18 protein-coding genes and 1 riboswitch are annotated in these 17,511 nt (G+C 69.0%); of the genes, 10 read left to right on the forward strand and 8 right to left on the reverse strand.

Translation table 11 applies throughout. The annotated features are described in order from the left end of the window. The first annotated feature begins 126 nt into the window (after positions 1–126). The gene (locus tag FFS72_RS10170; protein ID WP_137873828.1) at positions 127–894 is read left to right on the forward strand and encodes an isoprenyl transferase; all 768 of its coding nucleotides are present in this window, start codon (positions 127–129) and stop codon (positions 892–894) included. Positions 895–965: 71 nt separating this feature from the next. Here FFS72_RS10170 and coaA read toward each other — a convergent pair whose 3' ends face one another. After that, positions 966–1,898, reverse strand: a complete 933-nt coding sequence (gene coaA, locus FFS72_RS10175) for a type I pantothenate kinase (protein ID WP_050062972.1) — start codon at positions 1,896–1,898, stop codon at positions 966–968. Positions 1,899–2,004: 106 nt separating this feature from the next. On the opposite strand from coaA, the gene FFS72_RS10180 reads away from it, so the two are divergent. Both FFS72_RS10180 and FFS72_RS10185 read left to right on the forward strand, forming a co-directional pair. Then, positions 2,005–3,201: a DUF885 domain-containing protein gene (locus tag FFS72_RS10180; RefSeq protein WP_137873829.1), complete on the forward strand. Its 1,197-nt coding sequence runs from the start codon at positions 2,005–2,007 to the stop codon at positions 3,199–3,201. Positions 3,202–3,235: 34 nt separating this feature from the next. After that, positions 3,236–3,345, forward strand: a riboswitch (SAM riboswitch). 37 nt (positions 3,346–3,382) lie between these two features. After that, positions 3,383–3,778, forward strand: a complete 396-nt coding sequence (locus FFS72_RS10185; RefSeq protein ID WP_137873830.1) for a hypothetical protein — start codon at positions 3,383–3,385, stop codon at positions 3,776–3,778. Here FFS72_RS10185 and FFS72_RS10190 read toward each other — a convergent pair. After that, on the reverse strand, positions 3,732–4,190 hold the full coding sequence (locus FFS72_RS10190; protein ID WP_137873831.1) for a nuclear transport factor 2 family protein: 459 nt from the start codon (positions 4,188–4,190) through the stop codon (positions 3,732–3,734). The two genes, FFS72_RS10185 and FFS72_RS10190, sit on opposite strands and share 47 nt — an antisense overlap. Positions 4,191–4,381: 191 nt before the next feature. Here FFS72_RS10190 and glyA point away from each other — a divergent pair, with 191 nt between their 5' ends. Together glyA and phoH2 are read left to right on the forward strand one after the other, a co-directional pair. Next, complete coding sequence (gene glyA, locus FFS72_RS10195) at positions 4,382–5,695, forward strand: serine hydroxymethyltransferase (protein ID WP_137873832.1); 1,314 nt, start codon at positions 4,382–4,384, stop codon at positions 5,693–5,695. Positions 5,696–5,991: 296 nt separating this feature from the next. Next, positions 5,992–7,302, forward strand: coding sequence for an RNA 5'-3' helicase PhoH2 (gene phoH2, locus FFS72_RS10200; protein ID WP_137873833.1), 1,311 nt, complete (start codon positions 5,992–5,994; stop codon positions 7,300–7,302). 65 nt (positions 7,303–7,367) lie between these two features. Here the strand turns inward: phoH2 and FFS72_RS10205 are convergent, their stop codons facing one another. The 3 genes from FFS72_RS10205 to FFS72_RS10215 all read right to left on the reverse strand — a co-directional run bounded on the left by FFS72_RS10205 (position 7,368) and on the right by FFS72_RS10215 (position 9,641). Beyond that, positions 7,368–8,705, reverse strand: coding sequence for an LLM class flavin-dependent oxidoreductase (locus FFS72_RS10205; protein ID WP_137873834.1), 1,338 nt, complete (start codon positions 8,703–8,705; stop codon positions 7,368–7,370). A gap of 72 nt (positions 8,706–8,777) precedes the next feature. After that, complete coding sequence (locus FFS72_RS10210; protein WP_137873835.1) at positions 8,778–9,152, reverse strand: DUF4259 domain-containing protein; 375 nt, start codon at positions 9,150–9,152, stop codon at positions 8,778–8,780. 39 nt (positions 9,153–9,191) lie between these two features. Next, a complete protein-coding gene (locus tag FFS72_RS10215; RefSeq protein WP_137873836.1) occupies positions 9,192–9,641 on the reverse strand; it encodes a limonene-1,2-epoxide hydrolase family protein in 450 nt (149 codons plus the stop codon). A gap of 83 nt (positions 9,642–9,724) precedes the next feature. Here FFS72_RS10215 and FFS72_RS10220 point away from each other — a divergent pair, with 83 nt between their 5' ends. Then, a complete protein-coding gene (locus FFS72_RS10220) occupies positions 9,725–10,378 on the forward strand; it encodes a L,D-transpeptidase family protein (protein WP_212744344.1) in 654 nt (217 codons plus the stop codon). Positions 10,379–10,402: 24 nt separating this feature from the next. On the opposite strand, the gene FFS72_RS10225 is transcribed toward FFS72_RS10220, so the two are convergent. Then, positions 10,403–12,043: a (2,3-dihydroxybenzoyl)adenylate synthase gene (locus FFS72_RS10225; RefSeq protein WP_137873838.1), complete on the reverse strand. Its 1,641-nt coding sequence runs from the start codon at positions 12,041–12,043 to the stop codon at positions 10,403–10,405. A 67-nt stretch (positions 12,044–12,110) separates the two neighbouring features. Between FFS72_RS10225 and FFS72_RS10230 the strand changes: the two genes are divergently transcribed. Both FFS72_RS10230 and FFS72_RS10235 read left to right on the forward strand, forming a co-directional pair. Continuing rightward, complete coding sequence (locus FFS72_RS10230; RefSeq protein WP_137873839.1) at positions 12,111–12,884, forward strand: SDR family oxidoreductase; 774 nt, start codon at positions 12,111–12,113, stop codon at positions 12,882–12,884. A 48-nt stretch (positions 12,885–12,932) separates the two neighbouring features. Next, entirely contained in the window at positions 12,933–13,613 is a 681-nt protein-coding gene (locus tag FFS72_RS10235; RefSeq protein ID WP_137873840.1) for an isochorismatase family protein, read from the forward strand. A gap of 18 nt (positions 13,614–13,631) precedes the next feature. On the opposite strand, the gene FFS72_RS10240 is transcribed toward FFS72_RS10235, so the two are convergent. Next, entirely contained in the window at positions 13,632–14,768 is a 1,137-nt protein-coding gene (locus FFS72_RS10240) for an isochorismate synthase (RefSeq protein ID WP_137873841.1), read from the reverse strand. Positions 14,769–14,855: 87 nt separating this feature from the next. On the opposite strand from FFS72_RS10240, the gene panD reads away from it, so the two are divergent. Further along, positions 14,856–15,251 carry an aspartate 1-decarboxylase gene (gene panD, locus FFS72_RS10245; protein WP_502704098.1) on the forward strand — a complete coding sequence of 132 codons (396 nt, stop codon included), beginning with the start codon at positions 14,856–14,858 and terminating at the stop codon, positions 15,249–15,251. Between the two features lie 31 nt (positions 15,252–15,282). On the opposite strand, the gene FFS72_RS10250 is transcribed toward panD, so the two are convergent. Further along, on the reverse strand, positions 15,283–16,155 hold the full coding sequence (locus FFS72_RS10250) for a siderophore-interacting protein (RefSeq protein ID WP_137873842.1): 873 nt from the start codon (positions 16,153–16,155) through the stop codon (positions 15,283–15,285). A 201-nt stretch (positions 16,156–16,356) separates the two neighbouring features. Between FFS72_RS10250 and FFS72_RS10255 the strand changes: the two genes are divergently transcribed. Further along, complete coding sequence (locus FFS72_RS10255; RefSeq protein ID WP_137873843.1) at positions 16,357–17,481, forward strand: alpha/beta hydrolase family protein; 1,125 nt, start codon at positions 16,357–16,359, stop codon at positions 17,479–17,481. The last annotated feature ends 30 nt before the right edge of the window (positions 17,482–17,511 follow it).

The following is a 17,511-nucleotide window of genomic DNA, read 5'->3' on the forward strand; positions in this document are numbered from 1 at the left end:
CGGCCACTGTACCCCGCACGGAGTCGGCCGACGGTGCCGTCGAATGTCGCGCTCCTCACGAGAACACCGGTGCGCGACGCGGAGGCAAGGGCCGGGCGTAATGTGACCTCCCGTGGTGATGTCCAGGTGAAGCCCTCCGACCTGCTGTACAGCCTCTACGAGCGGCGCCTCACCGGGCAGCTCGACGGTATGCAGCGACCCCGGCACGTCGCCGTCATGTGCGACGGCAACCGCCGCTGGGCGCGGGAGAACGGGTTCACCGACGTCGCGCACGGTCACCGGATGGGTGCGCTCAAGATCGCCGAACTGCTGACCTGGTGTGACGAGACCGGCATCGAGATGGCGACGATCTATCTGCTCTCCACCGAGAACCTGCGCCGCGACCCCGAGGAACTCGACACCCTCATCGAGATCATCACCGACGTTGTCGAGGAGATCTCCGGACCTGATCAGAATTGGTCCGTGAAGATCGTCGGCACCCTCGATCTCCTGCCCGAGGACTCCGCCCGCCGACTGCGCGAAGCCGCCGACCGCACGGCGGGCCGCACCGGCACGCACGTCAACGTCGCGGTCGGGTACGGCGGGCGCCAGGAGATCGCCGACGCGGTCCGCTCGTTGGTGCGGCAGAAGCAGGCCGAAGGCGTCGACGGTCCCGAGCTGGTCGACGCGATCACCGTCGAGGCGATCGACGGGCATCTCTACACGTCCGGGCAACCCGATCCGGATCTGGTGATCCGCACGTCCGGCGAGCAGCGGTTGTCCGGGTTCCTGCTGTGGCAGAGCGCGTACTCGGAGATCTGGTTCACCGAGGCGTACTGGCCGGAGTTCCGGCGGGTCGATTTCCTCCGTGCCCTGCGGGACTACGCGGCACGGCACCGCCGTTTCGGCACGTAGGCGCCGACCCGCTCGGTGCGTGAGTCAGGCGGCCGGGACCACCGCACTCGCGCACCTGCGGCGGAGCCGCCTCAGAGCTTGCGCAGCCGCAGCCGGTTGATGGAGTGGTCGGCGTCCTTGCGCAGCACCAGGGTTGCGCGCGGACGAGTCGGCAGGATGTTCTCCACCAGGTTGGGGCGGTTGATCGAATTCCAGATGTCCTCGGCGGCGATCGTGGCGTGCTCGTCCGAGAGGTTCGAGTAGTGGTGGAAGTGGGCCTGCGGGTCCGCGAACGACGTCTTGCGCAGTGCCAGGAAGCGTTTGATGTACCAGCGCTCGATGTCCTCGACCTTCGCGTCGACGTAGATCGAGAAGTCGAACAGGTCGGAGACCATGAGCCGCGGCCCCGTCTGCAGGACGTTGAGGCCTTCGAGGATCAGGATGTCGGGCTGTCGGATCAGGTGGTACTGGCCGGGGATGACATCGTAGGACCGGTGTGAATAGACCGGTGCCGCAACCTCTTCGGCGCCGGACTTCACCTCGGTGACGAAGCGGAGCAGCTTGCGGCGGTCGTAGCTTTCCGGAAAGCCCTTGCGGTGCATGATGCCGCGGCGCGTCAACTCCGCCGTCGAGTACAGGAAGCCGTCGGTCGTCACCAGGTCGACACGAGGGTGGTGTTCCCACCGCGCGAGCAGCGCCTGGAGGACGCGCGCCGTCGTGGACTTGCCGACGGCGACGGAACCTGCGACACCGATCACGAACGGCACCTGACGATCCGGGTGCTTCTCCCCGAGGAAGGTCGCGGTCGCGGCGAACAGGCGCTGCCGTGCGGCGACCTGGAGGTGGATCAGTCGCGACAGCGGCAGGTACACCTCTGCGACCTCGTCGAGGTCGATCTGCTCGCCGAGGCCCCGCATGCCCTGGAGTTCTTCCTCCGTGAGCACGAGCGGCGTCGCCTTGCGCAGTGTCCTCCACTGCTTCCGGTCGAACTCGACGTACGGGCTGCTTTCGCTCACCCTCGCCATTCGCGCGCCCCGGCCTCGATCTGCATCGCCTCGATCTGCATAGGTGGATTGTGCTCGCCCACACAGTCCGATGCTGCGTCGGGTCCGGCCACTAGGGTGCACAGGTATGGACGCCACCACCTTCGTTCGCGAGTATCTGCTGCTCGGGCTCGGTTTCGACCGAATCGAGGACGGGTTCGTCGACGCCTTCACCGGCGACCCCGAATTGCGTCGGCAGGTGGAGAACGCGCCGCCGCCCGAGCCGCGTCAGCTGGCCCGTCGTGCCGCGGAGTTGCGGTCCGAACTGTCCAACGTCGAGATCGCGGCGGATCGCGCCGAGTTCCTGGATGTGCACCTGCGCGCCCTCGAATGCTCGGCACGCAAGTTCGCGGGCGAGGAGATCGGCTTCGTCGACGAGGTGCACGCCTACTTCGACGTCCGGATCGAGCCGGGGTCCGTCGACGACTACCGTGCGGCGCATCGCGCGATGGACGAGGTGCTCGCCGGGGACGGCAGCAGGCCGCTGGCGGAACGGTTGCAGGCGCACCGCGCGGCCGACGAGATTCCGCCCGAGCGACTGGCTGAGTGCGTCGAGGCGTTCTCGTCGGCGCTCCGCGACCTGGTGCGCGCCCGCTACCCGCTGCCCGAGACCGAGCGCGTCGAGTACGAAGTGGTCGGCGACAAGCCGTGGTCGGGTTTCAACTACTACCTCGGCGACTACCGGTCGAAGGTCGCCATCAACTCGGACCTCAAGCAGCACATGGCGCACCTGCCGCACCTGATCGCGCACGAGTCGTACCCGGGTCATCACACCGAGCACTGCCGCAAGGAGGCGGGCCTCGTCGACGCGGGCGAGGTCGAGCACACGATCTTCCTGGTCAACACCCCGCAGTGCCTTATGGCAGAGGGTCTCGCGGACCATGCACTCGGCGCGATCGTGGGGCAAGGCTGGGGGAAGTGGGCGGAGGAGATCTACGCCGACCTCGGCCTCCGCTTCGACGGTCAGCGCGCCGAGGCACTGTCGACGGCGTCGGCGGGGCTGCTCGGGGTGCGTCAGGACGCGGCACTGCTGCTGCACGACCGCGGACGCTCCCACGACGAGGTTGCGGAGTTCCTGCAGACGTGGAACCTCACGTCGCCGGAGCGCGCCAGGCAGTCGCTGAGGTTCCTGTCCTCGCCGCTCTGGCGCGCGTACACGTCGACGTACGTCGAGGGCTACCGGTTGCTCGACTCCTGGCTCGGACGCGCGGGCGACGACATCGAACGTGCGGACCTGTTCCGGCGCCTCCTCGACGAGCCGCTGATTCCGTCCGCACTGCGCTGACCACGGGCGTCGGCGTCGCCTACACTGGGTGCTGCTTCACGAGTGCCGTCGCCAAGCCCCGACTGGACGGCCGCCAACCCCACGCTCGCGGGTGGCTCGGGTGACGAAGTGGCTGGCACCGCCCGGTGTCGGCACGAGCGCCCCCGGATTTCCGGGCGGCCCGAGTAACTCGGGAGATCCCATGAGCAACCTGTCCCACGACATCCCGGTCGTCGACCGCCACTGCACCAGCTACGGACCGGGACATCGGGTGCATTTCGTTCACGCACGCAAGAGCTGGGAGAACGGGGACTCCGTCGACGTGCTGGCCTCGGTGCGGCGCGGCGGACTGATCCGGCTGGAGTCGCACCACGACGTGGTGGAGTGCTGGCATCACGACACGCGCCGGTTGGCGGCGGCATTGCGGCGCACCGGCGGTTTCGCCCGCTGGAATTCACGCCGGCACGCACTCGCCGTACCGATCGAACCCGGCCGGAACAGCCTGTTCAACCTCGCCGACCCGGCCGATGCCGAAGGGTGCGATCGTGCGGTCAGCCGCGGGGCGACCAGCCGTCGGGGCCCGGTCCGAGGACAGTGAACGAGCCGACGTGCCCGCGGCCCAGCTTGACGCGGCGCGTCAGCAGCCACGCCTCGCCCTGCCGGACCCAGCTGTCGTGGTAGTCGCCGAGTGTCTGGAACGTGACGCCCGACCGGTCACCGGTGCCGAGGTGCAGGTCGGAGACGTATGCGCGGCTGGTAGCGGTGTCGCCGCCGACATCGACGACGACGTTGCCGAGCAGGTGCTGCGTCGGACCGCAGGCGTCGAGGAACGAGCGGATGCTCGCAACCATCTCGGCACGGCTTCCCAGCTCCCCGGTGCCGAGGTTCGCTGTCATGTCCGGAACGGTGAGGTCGTCGAGGGCCGCCCAGTCGCGATCGTCCATGGCCCGGGCGATCAGGGTCAGGGCGCGGGTGATCGTGCGTTCTGCGATCAGGTCGTCGAGGGTCATCGGTTGCTCCCGGTGGTGTGGCGGACTCCGTCGTGGTGGACAGCCAAGCGCGTCCGCTGCCGCTTACGGCGGCATTGTCCCGGCGATCGGGACGGCGGCGGCATCGTTCCAGGGAACCCGCGGCAGGGTGCCGGTGACCTGGCCCTAGAATGGAGCTGCCCCTGCCCGGCCTTCCACTTGGAGATCCCTCGATGACCGCTGTGCCCAGCACCGACGTCAACAATGCCTCGCTCGCCGAACTCGACCCCGAGGTTGCCGCGGCAATGAACGGCGAACTGGCCCGTCAGCGCGACACCCTCGAGATGATCGCGTCGGAGAACTTCGTTCCGCGCGCCGTCCTGCAGGCTCAGGGCAGCGTCCTGACCAACAAGTACGCCGAGGGCTACCCCGGGCGTCGCTACTACGGCGGCTGCGAGCACGTCGACGTCGTGGAGAACCTCGCCAAGGAACGCGCCAAGGCCGTCTTCGGGGCCGAGTTCGCGAACGTGCAGCCGCACGCCGGCGCCCAGGCCAACGCCGCGGTGCTGATGGCGCTGATGAACCCGGGCGAGAAGCTGATGGGCATGGACCTCGCGCACGGCGGGCACCTCACGCACGGCATGAAGCTGAACTTCTCCGGCAAGCTGTACGAGGTCGCGTCCTACGGCGTCCGGGAGGACACCCACGTCGTCGACATGGACAAGGTCCGTGAGATCGCCCTCGCCGAGCGTCCCCAGGTGCTCATCGCCGGCTGGTCCGCCTACCCGCGCCACCTCGACTTCGCCGCGTTCCGGTCGATCGCCGACGAGATCGGCGCAAAGCTGTGGGTCGACATGGCGCACTTCGCCGGTCTCGTCGCCGCGGGCCTGCACCCGTCGCCGGTTCCGCACGCCGACGTCGTGTCCACCACCGTCCACAAGACCCTCGGCGGTCCGCGCTCCGGCATGATCCTCGCAAAGCAGGAGTGGGCGAAGAAGCTGAACTCCGCCGTGTTCCCCGGCCAGCAGGGCGGGCCGCTGATGCACGCGATCGCCGCGAAGGCCGTCGCCATGAAGATCGCGGGCACCCCGGAGTTCAAGGAGCGCCAGGAGCGCACCCTCGCCGGATCGAAGATCCTCGCCGAGCGCCTCGGCGGATCCGATGTCGAGGGCAACGGAATCTCCGTCCTCACAGGCGGCACCGACGTCCACCTGGTCCTCGTCGACCTGCGCAACTCCGCGCTCGACGGTCAGCAGGGTGAAGATCTGCTGCACGAGATCGGAATCACCGTCAACCGCAACGCTGTTCCGTTCGACCCCCGTCCGCCGATGAACCCGTCCGGCCTGCGCATCGGCACCCCCGCGCTCGCCACCCGCGGATTCGGCGAGGCCGAGTTCACCGAGGTCGCCGACATCATCGCGACGGCGCTCGCGAACGGCACCGACGCCGACGTTCCCGCGCTGCGCGCACGCGTGTCGAAGCTGGCTCTCGACTTCCCGCTCTACGACGGGCTCGAGAACTGGGGCCTGCTCTCCAAGAACGTCTGACCCGACCACGCGACATGGCCCGCACCCGCATGGGGGCGGGCCATTTCGCTGCTTCGGCCGGGTTGTTGGTTTACCCAACGTTCACCGTGTTGGTCGCGCACGGTGGGGCGGAGTGGACGTAGCGTTCAGGCCAACGGGTGACAGGGGAAGTTGCCCGTCCGGGAGGTTCGAGTCGTGACTGACTTCGCGCAGTGCGAGGGGACCGGCGCCCGGTCCCTGTGGGCGTCGCCCCACCCGGACCGATCGGCCCAGCGAACCGCCGCTTGCGCGGGCGCCGCGTCAGTGTAGGAGCCACCGTGACCGCAAACCGCTCCGTCCGCACCTACGTCCTCGACACCTCCGTTCTGCTCTCGGATCCGTGGGCCGTCACCCGGTTCGCCGAGCATTCGGTTGTTCTGCCACTGGTGGTGATCAGTGAACTGGAGGGCAAGCGCCACCACCATGAGCTGGGATGGTTTGCGCGAGAGGCGCTTCGGATGCTGGACGACCTCAGACTCGAACACGGCAGGCTCGACCAACCGGTGCCGATCGGCACGGAGGGCGGCACACTGCAGGTCGAGCTGAACCATACCGACCCCGCCGTGCTCCCCGTGGGCTTCCGCACCGATTCGAACGATTCCCGAATTCTCGCGTGCGCACTCAACCTGGCCGCCGAGGACTACGACGTGGTCCTCGTGAGCAAGGACATCCCGCTTCGCGTCAAGGCGGGCGCGGTCGGACTGCCCGCCGACGAGTACCACGCGCAGGACGTCGTGACGTCCGGGTGGACCGGGATGACGGAACTCGATGTCGCGTCGGAGCAGATCGACCGACTCTTCGCCGACGGCGTGATCGACCTCGACGAGGCGCGGGAACTTCCGTGTCACACGGGAATCCGACTTCTGGGGGGCCGATCCAGCGCACTGGGGCGGGTCACCCCCGACAAGCGGGTGCAGTTGGTGCGGGGGGAGCGGGAGGCGTTCGGGTTGCACGGCCGCTCCGCCGAACAGCGGGTCGCCCTCGACCTGCTCCTCGACGAGAGCGTCGGGATCGTCTCGCTCGGCGGCAAGGCGGGTACCGGCAAGTCGGCGCTCGCGCTCACCGCGGGCCTCGAGGCGGTGCTCGAGCGCCGCACCCATCGCAAGGTGGTCGTGTTCCGGCCACTCTACGCGGTCGGCGGGCAGGAGCTCGGCTACCTGCCGGGCAGCGAGAGCGAGAAGATGGGACCGTGGGCGCAGGCCGTGTTCGACACCCTCGACGGTCTTGCCAGCCCCGAGGTGATGGACGAGGTCATCAACCGCGGGATGCTGGAAGTGCTGCCGCTCACGCACATTCGCGGTCGCTCGCTGCACGACTCGTTCGTGATCGTGGACGAGGCGCAGTCCCTGGAACGGAACGTGCTGCTGACCGTTCTCTCGCGACTCGGCAGCGGGTCGCGTGTCGTGCTGACCCACGACGTCGCCCAGCGCGACAACCTGCGCGTCGGTCGGCACGACGGTGTCGCGGCGGTGATCGAGAAGCTCAAGGGACATCCGCTTTTCGCGCACATCACGTTGACCCGGAGCGAGCGTTCGCCGATCGCGGCTCTCGTGACGGAGATGCTCGAGGAGTTCGGCCCCACCGCATAGCACGCCAGTTCGGCAGGATCGGCCTCGCTGCGCGGGGCTGATCCTGCCGAACGTGTCTTCGCGGTTCAGACCGTCGCGTACTGGCTGACGGGACGAGGCAGGCCGTAGTGGTCGCGCAGCGTCACACCCTCGTACTCGGTGCGGAAGAGTCCCCGCTCCTGCAGGATCGGCACGACCTGCGTCGCGAAGACCTCCAGGCCCTGCGGATACTGCGGGGGCATGACGTTGAACCCGTCCGCGGCACCCTGGGTGAACCACTCCTCGATGGTGTCCGCGACCTGCTCCGCGGTGCCCGCGACGACGCGATGCCCACGGGCACCGGCCAGCCGGTGCAGCAATTGCCGCACGGTGGGCTGTTCCCGCTCCACGATCCCCGCCAGGACCTGGAGTCGGCTTGCCGAGTTGTCGGCGACGTCGCCGGCGCCGGCGAAGACCTCGAGCGGAATCCGCTCGTCGAGTCCGATGTGGCGCACGCTCTTCCCCGTGAGCGATTCGAGCTGCTCCAGGCCGTACTCGGGAACGGTGAGTTCGTTGAACTCGCGTTCGAGCGCCTTCGCCGCCTCCTCGGTGTCCCCGATGAACGGGCTGATTCCGGGGAGCACCTTGACGTGATCCGGGTTGCGGCCGAACTCCGCCGCCCGGTTCTTGATGTCCTTGTAGAACACCTGGGCGTCCGAAAGGCGCTGGTGCGCAGTGAAGATCGCCTCCGCGTGCCGGCCCGCGAACGCGCGACCGTCGTTGGACGATCCGGCCTGGACGAGTACCGGATGCCCCTGCGGTGACCGGGCCGCGCCGAACGGTCCCTGTACCTTGACGTGGTCGCCCGCGTAATCGATCGTGTGGATCTTCGACGGGTCCGCGTACACGCCGGTCTGCTTGTCGACGACGAGTGCGTCGTCCTCCCAGCTGTCCCACAGCTTCACGACTGCCTCCACGAACTCGTGTGCTCGTGCGTATCGCTCGGCGTGGTCGGGGTGGGCATCGAGCCCGAAGTTGGCTGCCGCCTTGTCTGTTCCGGTGGTGACGATGTTCCAGCCCGCCCGCCCTCCCGAGATGTGATCGAGCGAGGAGAACAGGCGCGCGAGGTTGTAGGGCTCGTAGTAGGTGGTCGAGGCGGTCGCGATCAGTCCGAGGTGGGTGGTGACCGACGCGATGGCCGTGAGCAGGGTGATCGGTTCGAGTCCGTAGGTGACGTTGTAGCGCACGTCGGTGCGCAGGGCGGGTCCGTCGGCGAAGAACACGCCGTCGAGTTTCGCGGCCTCGGCGGTGCGTCCGATGTCCTGGAAGTAGCGGACGTCGTAGATGCTCTGCGGCCGGCTGTCGGGGTGCCGCCAGGCCGCCTCGTGGTGTCCGGTCGGGTAGATGAAGGCGTTGAGACTCACACGTCGCGGTTCTGCGCTCATGACCCCATTTCGTATCTCGGATCAGGTGCTCGAACCAGGGTTTCACCCCTGATGATCCGAAAGGCGTTCCACCTACGCTTGTTGTCGTTCGGCAGCGACGGCAAGGGCTCTGTCGAAGGTGTGGACGAGCACGGACCGGCGCGCGACCTTGTGGTCGGGGCCCGGCTCGAGTCCGTCGATGTATCCGTCCCACACGCGCAGGTATCGGTCCCGCCAGTCCGTCAGCACGGTTGCCGAGGGAAAGGTCACACCGACTCGCCGCGTCTCGGCGATCTCGGTGAGGATCTCGAGCCAGGCAGGCACCATGTTTCCGCCCCACTCGTCCGGCTCCAGGTTCGAGTCGTCCTCGAACTCGGTGGTGATGTCGTCGAGAATCCTGCCGGTCAGTTCGCCCAACCCGTCCGCGACCGTGTCGCTGTCGAAATTCCCTGAGCCCCAGACACCCATGTCACACTCCCGTTCGTTCGCGTCGATCGCCGCCGTCCACTACGCACCCAGATAGCCGGACGAGCGGCCGCCGCGACGACCCAGCGCCAGGCGTCCGATGCCAACGGCCAAGCCGCGCAGCATGTCCCGCATACTGAAGTAGTCGCGCCAGACCGCGACCTTGCCGTCGCGCAGTTCGAACGTGCCGCACACCCAGAACTCGAGGGTGACCGGGCCAAGGGCGAGCAGGTCGGTGCGTTCGGTCAGCACCACGTTCCCGTCGGACGCCACGTTGTGCAGGATCACGTCGAAGCGCATCCACGGGCGGGCCAGGCCCTGGAGCGCCTGCACGGCGCGGGCGCCACGCAGAGGGGGCACGCCCACGTTGTGCCACACCAGGTCGTCGGTGGTGAGGGCCACTGCGGCGTCGACGTCGGAGTGCGCGAGCGCGGTCAGGAAGCGTTCGACCACCGCGATGGAAGCGGTCGCGTCGAGGTCGGTCGAGGTCATGGATCCTCCGTGGGTAGGGCGGTCAGAGTTGGGCCGATCCTGCCAGCGTTTGACCCCGGGGCCGCGACCGGTCACGATGTGGTGTGCGGAATGTGATGTCAGTCATATTTTCGACCGTTGTGGCGACGGTACTGGCCCTGCTGTGCGCGCCGTTCGCCGCAGCTCAGGGGCCGTGGTTCGCAGGCGAGGTCGGAGCCGCAACCCAGGTCGTCGCCGTCAACGGCACCAGTGGTTCGGGTGCGACGCTCGAGGCCTGGCAGCGTTCGCCGGTCGGCTGGCACCGCGTGTCCCCGTCGCTTCCCGCTCTGGTGGGTGAGTCGGGTTTCACCGAGAAGGCGCGCGACGGCGTTCCGGCCACCCCGACCGGGGTGTTCAGCCTGGACGAGGCGTTCGGCACCGCACCCTCGCCCGGTGGTGGACTGCCCTATCGGACCGTCGGACCGGACGACTGGTGGGACGGCGACCCGAACAGCCCGACGTTCAACACCCACCAGGTCTGCGAGCCGGGATCGTGTGCGTTCGACGAGGACTCCGCCGAACAGCTGCAGATCCCCGAGTACCGCTACGCGGTGACGATGGGCGTCAACAAGGCGCGGGTGCCCGGCGACGGCGGCGCGTTCTTCCTTCACGTCACCAACGGTGAGCCCACTCTCGGGTGCGTCGCCATCGACGAGGCGGCGCTGGTGTGGCTGATCCGGTGGTTGCAGCCCGGCGCGGTCATCGCCATCGAGCGCTGACCGACCACCACCCGGCTCGGGCAGTCAGCGACCCGTCAGCGCTCTGCGCAACTCCTTGCGGCTGGTCTTGCCGATGCCGGTTTCGGGGAACGCGTCCAGAACCTGCACCTTGTCGGGGATCTTCCATGCGGCCAGGCCGCGGTCCCGGACGAAGGCGCGGATCTGACCCGTCTTGGGTGGGTTGTCCTCATCCGCGGCGAGGACGAACGCGCAGGTGCGTTCGCCGAGGTACTCGTCGGCGATCGCCACGACCACCGCGTCCCGGATCGAGGGATGTGCCAGCAGGTGTTCCTCGACCTCCTCGGCGGACACCTTCTCGCCGCCCCGGTTGATCCGGTCGACGGCGCGCCCGCAGACGGTGATGTTGCCGCGCGCGTCGACGCGCACGATGTCGCCGGTCCGGTACCAGCCGTCGTCGGTGAACGAGCGAGAATTGGCGTCTGAGTTCCGGTAGTAGCCGCGAATTGTATAGGGGCCGTGGGTCATCAGGGAGCCTTCGCTGCCCGCCGGGACGTCGACGTCGTTGTCGTCGACGACTCGGATCCGGTCCAGCGGCGACATCGGCCGCCCCTGGGTGGTGGTGACGACCTCGTCGGGATCGTCGAGGCGGGTGTAACAGACGAGGCCCTCGGCCATGCCGAACACCTGCTGCAGGCGGGCGTCGAGTGCGGGGCCGATGCGGGTGGCGAGCTCGTCGGGGCAGCGTGCCCCGCCGACCTGGACGGTGGCGAGGGTGGAGATGTCGTGGGGTTGTCCGCGTTCGGCGGATTCCGTCCACAACCGGGCCAGGGGCGGGACGAGTCCGGTCATCGTGACGCCGGCCCGTTCGATCATCGCGAAGGCGGTCGACGGGGCCGGGGAGGGTGTCAGCGCGATGGTGCCACCGGCGACGACGGCTCCGAGGATTCCCGGCGAGCTCATGGGAAAGTTGTGGGACACAGGAAGAGTCGCCATGTAGACGGTGTCCTCGGTGACACCGCACACCTCGTTGCTGCGGACCACGCTGTAGAGATAGTCGTCGTGCGTGCGGGGAATGAGCTTGGGGACGCCGGTGCTGCCACCGGACAGCTGCAGGAACGCGACCTCGCCGGGGTCGGCTGTGGGGAACTCGCGGTCGTGGCCGTGAACCGCATCGAACGCGACCGTGCCCTCGGGGGCGACGGCTCCTGCGTCGGGGATGCAGACGATGGTGCGCAGGGAGGGCACGGCCGCGGCGACGTCGGCGGCGAGCGCGGCGTGGTCGAATCCCTCGTGATGGTGTGCCACGACGATGGCGACCGACTCGGAGGCCGCGGCCAGCGCGGTCAGTTCCGCGGAGCGGTGCGCGGGCAGGCAGAACACCGGTAGGGCGTCGATGCGGAACAGTGCGAAGACGGTGGCGACGTACTCGGCCCTGTTCGGAAGCTGGACCATCACGCGTTGCCGCGGTTCGATGCCGAGATCGAGGAGCCCGGCGGCGAGGGTGCCGACTCGGGCATCGAGCTCGGAGTAGGTCCACGAGGTGTCGGCGTCGATCACGGCGACGGTGTCCGCGCGCCGGGTCGCCGTGTCGCGCAGGATACGGTCGAACGTCGTTCCCGCCCAGATGCCTTCGCTTCGGTAGCGTGCTGCGTCGGTCTCCGGCCACCGGGTGAACTCGACAGGTCCCTTCGACTGCTCGGGCACCGCATCCCTTTCGCTTCGGGTGTGCCCTGCGGCGTCACCACCAAATCCGTAAGGGTAGCCTACGCTTATGGCTGTGGAGGGTGTGACCGGGCGTTCCGTACTCGTGACCGGTGCCGCGGGCGGCATCGGTGCCGCCGTCGCGCGCCTGCTCGAGTCGGTGGGTGCCACCGTCGCGCGATGGGACCTCGCCGGTGAGGCCGACGCCGACCTGCATGCGGGTGAGACGCTCGCCGTCGACGTCACCGACCTCGACGCCGTCGCGGCCGCCTATGACGCCACCGAGGCGGCCGTCGGGCCGATCGCGATCCTCGTCCATGCCGCGGGCGTCCTGCGCACCGGCTCCGGAATGGACCTGGGTGACGATTGGGACGCCTGCATGGCCGTCAACGCCACCGGAACCCGCAACGTCGCCGGTGAGGCGGCGCGGCGCCTCGTCGCGGCCGTGAGAGCCGGTGCGGAGCCCGGGGTGATCGTGGGGGTGTCGTCGAACGCGGCAGCGACCCCGCGGACGTCGATGGCCGCCTACGGCGCGTCGAAGGCGGCTGCGACGGCCTACCTGCGCAGCCTCGGGTTGGAACTCGCACCGCACGGCATCCGGTGCAACGTCGTGTCGCCTGGCTCCACGGACACGCCGATGCTGCGCGGAATGTGGTCCGGTGACGACGAGTCGCCGGCCGTGATCGCGGGCGACGCGGCGTCGTTCCGGCTCGGCATCCCACTCGGCCGCATCGCCCGGCCGGAGGACATCGCGCAGACCGTGCTGTTCCTGTGCTCGGACGCCGCCCGCCACGTCACGCTGCACGACCTCCGGGTCGACGGCGGAGCAACGCTCGACATGTGAACCGCCACATCAGAACTCACGCACCCAACGACGACAAGGAGTCACCGGATGGCCATCCCGCCCATCGCGCCGTACGACCTGCCCAGCCGCGACGAGGTACCCGCCGACCGTGTCGACTGGGCCCTGGACTCCTCGCGATGCGCACTGCTGATCCACGACATGCAGAAGTACTTCATCGACGCGTACGAGCCGGGGACCGAGCCGATCGCCTCGGTGATCGCGAACATCGCCGCCATCCGTGACGCCTGCACGCGGGCCGGTATTCCGGTCATCTACACGATGCAGCCGGGCGATCAGCACCCGTCGCGGCGCGGGATCCTCGCCGACTTCTGGGGGGTCGGCATGACGACCGGCCGCGACACCGAGGTCGTCGAGGAACTCGCCCCGCGTGGATCGGACATCCAGGTCACCAAGTGGCGGTACTCGGCGTTCCAGCGCACCGACCTGCGTCAGCTGCTCGGGCACTTCGGCCGCGACCAGCTGATCGTCACGGGCGTCTACGCGCACATGGGCTGCATGCTCAGCGCGACCGAGGCGTTCATGAGTGACGTCGCGCCGTTCCTGGTCGTGGACGCCACCGCGGACTTCACCCGAGACGAGCACCTGATGGCGTTGGACTACGTCGCCAAGCGTGCCGGTGTGGTGCCCACGACCGCAGACGTGGTCGCGGCGATCGACGCGACCACCACCGTGCCGGACCCGTCGGCGGAGGCGAACACAACGGCGTGAGCCTCCTGCCGTACGCGGTCAGGCGGTGACGCCAAGCGCGGCCATGATCGTGCCGAATTTCGTTGTGGTTTCGTCGAGTTCGGTCTCCGGATCGGACGCCGCGACGATGCCGCCGCCCGCGTGTGCGACGACGTGGAGTCCATCCGCGGCGATCTGCGCGCCGCGAAGAGTGACCATCCACTCGCCGTCACCGGACGCGTCGGACCAGCCGACCGCGCCCGCGTAGAAGCCGCGGCTGCCCTCGACTTCGAGGATCGTTCGCATCGCCTCGTCGGTCGGGGTTCCACACACGGCCGGAGTCGGATGCACGGCGAGGGCGAGCTCCAGCGCGGTGACGGCGGGATCGCGCAGGGTCGCGCGCAGGGGAGTGCCCAGGTGCCACAGTTGCGGCGTCGTCGTGAGGACGGGTCCGTCGGGAACCACGATGTCGGTGCACAGCGGTGCAAGCGACTGCGTGAGTGACTCGATGACGTAGGCGTGCTCGGTGAGGTCCTTCGTCGACGCGGCGAGCGCGCGCCCGAGGGCGGCGTCACGGTCGGGGTCGGGGTCGCGGGGTGCGGAGCCGGCGAGGGGATGGCACGTGACGGTGGTGCCCTGTCGACGGATCAGCACCTCGGGGCTCGAGCCGACGAGTCGCACACCGTGATGGTCGTCTCCGGCCGGGCCGAGGTCGACGGAGTAGCCGTTTCCGGACGGATCGGCGGCCACGAGGCGGTCCAGGATCGCGCGATGATCGAGTGGCTCGGCGGCGTCCAGTTCGAGGGCGCGAGCGAGAACGACCTTGCGCAGCGATGTTTCGCGCAGACGCGTGACGGCGTCGGCGACGCGGCGGGTGTGCTCGGCCGGTGAGGGCACGTGCCTGCGGACGGTGACGGTGGGCACGGCAGGGCGGGTGCGGACCGGCAGTGGCGTGGTGGTGACGTCGAGTCGACCGGGGACGGTCAGTGCGGCCGGTTCGCGGACATCGAAGGGGAGTGCCCCGACGATCGGCGTGCCTGCTCGCAGTCGGGCGACGGCGTGGGCGGGATCGGTGATCGAGTCGGTGACGCCGCGGGCGGTCACCGTGCCGTGGGGTCTGGACAGGATGAAGTGGGGCTCTGCGGGCCCGGAAGGCTCGTGCGGTGTGGCCGCGCTCGTGGCCGTGCCGGTTGTCATTCTGTGTCCTCGCCGGGGTGGTCCTGAGGGCCAACCCCTGTCGCACTCTACTTCGCTTAGGCTAACCTACTGAGCGTGAATCGCATCATGCTCTCCGGGAAGATCCACCGTGCCACTGTCACGCAGGCCGACCTGCACTACGTGGGATCGGTGACCATCGACGAAGACCTGATGGACGCCGCGGATCTGCTCGAAGGCGAGCAGGTGCACATCGTCGACATCGACAACGGCGCCCGCCTCGAGACCTATGCCATCGCCGGGGCCCGGGGTACCGGAGTGATCGGAATCAACGGTGCCGCAGCGCATCTGATCTCTCCCGGTGATCTCGTGATCATCATGGCCTACCGGCATGTCGACACCCGTGAGGCCGCGGACTTCGTTCCCCGGGTGGTGCACGTCGATGCGAGCAACACGATTGTCGAGCTCGGGATCGACCCCGCCGAGCCGGTGCCCGGCGCAACGGACCAGTTCGCCAGCCGCTGACCGTGATGGCCACCCGTCACCGGGTGGCCCGTCAGTGGTGCTCGCGACGGCGGTGCTCCATCGACTCCACCGCCTGATCGCGCAGGGCGCGGACGCGTCCCAGGGCGCCGGTGACCGGGACCCGCCAGTAGCCGGACGCGTCGAGTTGGGCTTTCGGGACGCCTCGTTCCTTGGCCACGGCGCGCAGTTCCCGCACGATCGCGGCCTCGCCCGCGATCCACATCCACCCGTCGCCTGCCTGCGGGACGACACGACGCACCGCGTCCGCGAGGGCCTGGGCGTCGGAGACCCCGGCCTGCCGATGCACCCACGTCACCCCGGCCAGGTCGGACTGCTCCTCGGCGGGTCCGTCGACCAGGACGACCGCGTGCAGTGTCGCGGGATCGTCGTGCGTCTCGACGTATCGGCCGATGGCGGGCAGCGCGGTCTCGTCGCCTGCGAGCAGCCACCATTCCGCCCCGACCGGGGGAATGGTCGACACCTTCGGTCCGGCCAGGTGCAGGACGTCGCCCGGCTTCGCGTCGCGCGCCCAGTTCCCCCCGACGCCGTGGCCGTGTACGACGAAGTCCAGGTCGAGTTCGCCGGTGACGGCGTCGAATCGGCGCACCGTGTACGCGCGGGCGACGGGTGCGGGCTTGCGCGGCCAGTGCAGGTGGCCGTCGTGCTGCTCGGGCAGGACCGGCTCGGTTTCGCCCTCCTCGGGCAGGAACACCTTCACGTAGTCGTCGGCGCCCTCGGTTCGGAACGGTGTGACGTCGAATTCTCCGGTGCGGAATGCGCCGAGCTGGTCGCCACCGACGGTGATCCGGCGCATCCGCGGGGTCACCTCGGTGGTGCGGATGACCCGGAGTTCACGCAGGACGATCGGGAGGTCGAGCCGCTGGGACGGCGTGGTCACCGGCATACGCTTGGTCCTTTCCAGAACTGGGATAGGCCATCCTAACTTCACGGGTGTCGTCCGTCCTGTGCCGGGGCACCGCAGGATGCACGGCGGGCGGGTGGTGACGGGCTCCGACTTCGCCGATCGGCACACCCCACATCGGGTGCCGGAGAAACTAGGGTCGACTCCCGAAAGCGTCACCACCCCAACGGAAGGCCCGACCGAATGCGCCGTGTCAGTGGATTGTTCGCGGGAATCGCCGCAGTCACCCTCGTTGCCGCCTCGGGCGGCGGGGCGGCTCATGCGCAGTCCGCGAACGTCGGTGACGCGGGCATCGTCGTCGCGAGCAACGCCGCGGACTCCTTCCTTCAGGTCGAAGGGGCATCCGACAACCTCACCTTCACGTACCGAACAGTGGGAGCGGACGGACTGTCCACTGGGCAGGTGCTGGTGCCGGAGGGGATCGCGCCCGAGGGAGGGTGGCCGATCGTGGCGTGGGCGCACGGCACCGTCGGGATGGCAGATCAGGACGCGCCCACCCGGTCCGGAGTGGTGTACCCCCTGTACCGCTCGCTGTTCGAGGACTGGCTGCGTCGCGGGTTGATGGTCGTCGCGACCGACTACGCGGGACTCGGCACGCCGGGTCCGCATCCGTACCTGAACGCCGATGTTGTCGCGAACAATGTCGTCGACTCGGTCCGCGCTGCCCGGGAACTCTTCCCGAGCGCGTCGCGGCGCTGGGCCGTGGCCGGCCAGTCGCAGGGCGGTCACGCGGCGCTCGCGACGACCGTGCGAGCGGAGGTGCTTGCGCCGGACCTCGACTTCCGAGGCACGTTCGCGAGCGGGGCACCGACGAATCTCGACCGGCTCGTCGGTCTCGCCGGTCCGGACTTTCCCGATGTGAAGCTGGACGGCGTCACGCTCTATCTGACGTACATCGCGGCGGGGCTGCGCCAGGCCAGGCCCGACCTCGACGTCGACAGCTATCTCACCCCGCGCGGCCGCGCACTCGTCGACGCCGCCGACGGCACGCCGCTCGCGCAGTTCAAGCCCCGCGCGAACCAGACCCCCGTCGGCGACCTGTTCTCCCGGCCGTTGGCGGGAACCCCCCTTCCGCAGGCCGTCACCGAGTACTTGGGTGTTCCGACAACGGGATTCGACAAGCCGCTGATGATGGTTCAGGGCACGCAGGACCGGGTGGTGCCACCGCCGCTGGCACTGTGGTTCGCCGCCGAGCTCGCGCTCGCGGGTGAGCAGTTGACCCTCCGGCTCCCGGGCGCCGGTCATGTCGACGGTCTCGCGCAGTCGGCGCCCGAGGTCGGGGACTTCCTCGATCGCATCCTCCACTGAACCGGGGGGCGGGTACCTGCGACCGGCACG

This window comes from Rhodococcus sp. Q, from assembly GCF_005503035.1.
Classification (GTDB): Bacteria; Actinomycetota; Actinomycetes; order Mycobacteriales; family Mycobacteriaceae; genus Rhodococcus_G.

Excerpts from the sequence above, each read along its gene's own strand:
- coaA (WP_050062972.1), bottom strand. The coding sequence starts at position 1,898 with ATGGCGAGGGTGAGCGAAAGCAGCCCGTACGTCGAGTTCGACCGGAAG.
- FFS72_RS10180 (WP_137873829.1), top strand. The coding sequence starts at position 2,005 with ATGGACGCCACCACCTTCGTTCGCGAGTATCTGCTGCTCGGGCTCGGT.
- FFS72_RS10185 (WP_137873830.1), top strand. The coding sequence starts at position 3,383 with ATGAGCAACCTGTCCCACGACATCCCGGTCGTCGACCGCCACTGCACC.
- FFS72_RS10190 (WP_137873831.1), bottom strand. The coding sequence starts at position 4,190 with ATGACCCTCGACGACCTGATCGCAGAACGCACGATCACCCGCGCCCTG.
- glyA (WP_137873832.1), top strand. The coding sequence starts at position 4,382 with ATGACCGCTGTGCCCAGCACCGACGTCAACAATGCCTCGCTCGCCGAA.
- FFS72_RS10205 (WP_137873834.1), bottom strand. The coding sequence starts at position 8,705 with ATGAGCGCAGAACCGCGACGTGTGAGTCTCAACGCCTTCATCTACCCG.
- FFS72_RS10210 (WP_137873835.1), bottom strand. The coding sequence starts at position 9,152 with ATGGGTGTCTGGGGCTCAGGGAATTTCGACAGCGACACGGTCGCGGAC.
- FFS72_RS10215 (WP_137873836.1), bottom strand. The coding sequence starts at position 9,641 with ATGACCTCGACCGACCTCGACGCGACCGCTTCCATCGCGGTGGTCGAA.
- FFS72_RS10230 (WP_137873839.1), top strand. The coding sequence starts at position 12,111 with ATGGCTGTGGAGGGTGTGACCGGGCGTTCCGTACTCGTGACCGGTGCC.
- FFS72_RS10235 (WP_137873840.1), top strand. The coding sequence starts at position 12,933 with ATGGCCATCCCGCCCATCGCGCCGTACGACCTGCCCAGCCGCGACGAG.
- FFS72_RS10240 (WP_137873841.1), bottom strand. The coding sequence starts at position 14,768 with ATGACAACCGGCACGGCCACGAGCGCGGCCACACCGCACGAGCCTTCC.
- panD (WP_502704098.1), top strand. The coding sequence starts at position 14,856 with ATGCTCTCCGGGAAGATCCACCGTGCCACTGTCACGCAGGCCGACCTG.
- FFS72_RS10250 (WP_137873842.1), bottom strand. The coding sequence starts at position 16,155 with ATGCCGGTGACCACGCCGTCCCAGCGGCTCGACCTCCCGATCGTCCTG.
- FFS72_RS10255 (WP_137873843.1), top strand. The coding sequence starts at position 16,357 with ATGCGCCGTGTCAGTGGATTGTTCGCGGGAATCGCCGCAGTCACCCTC.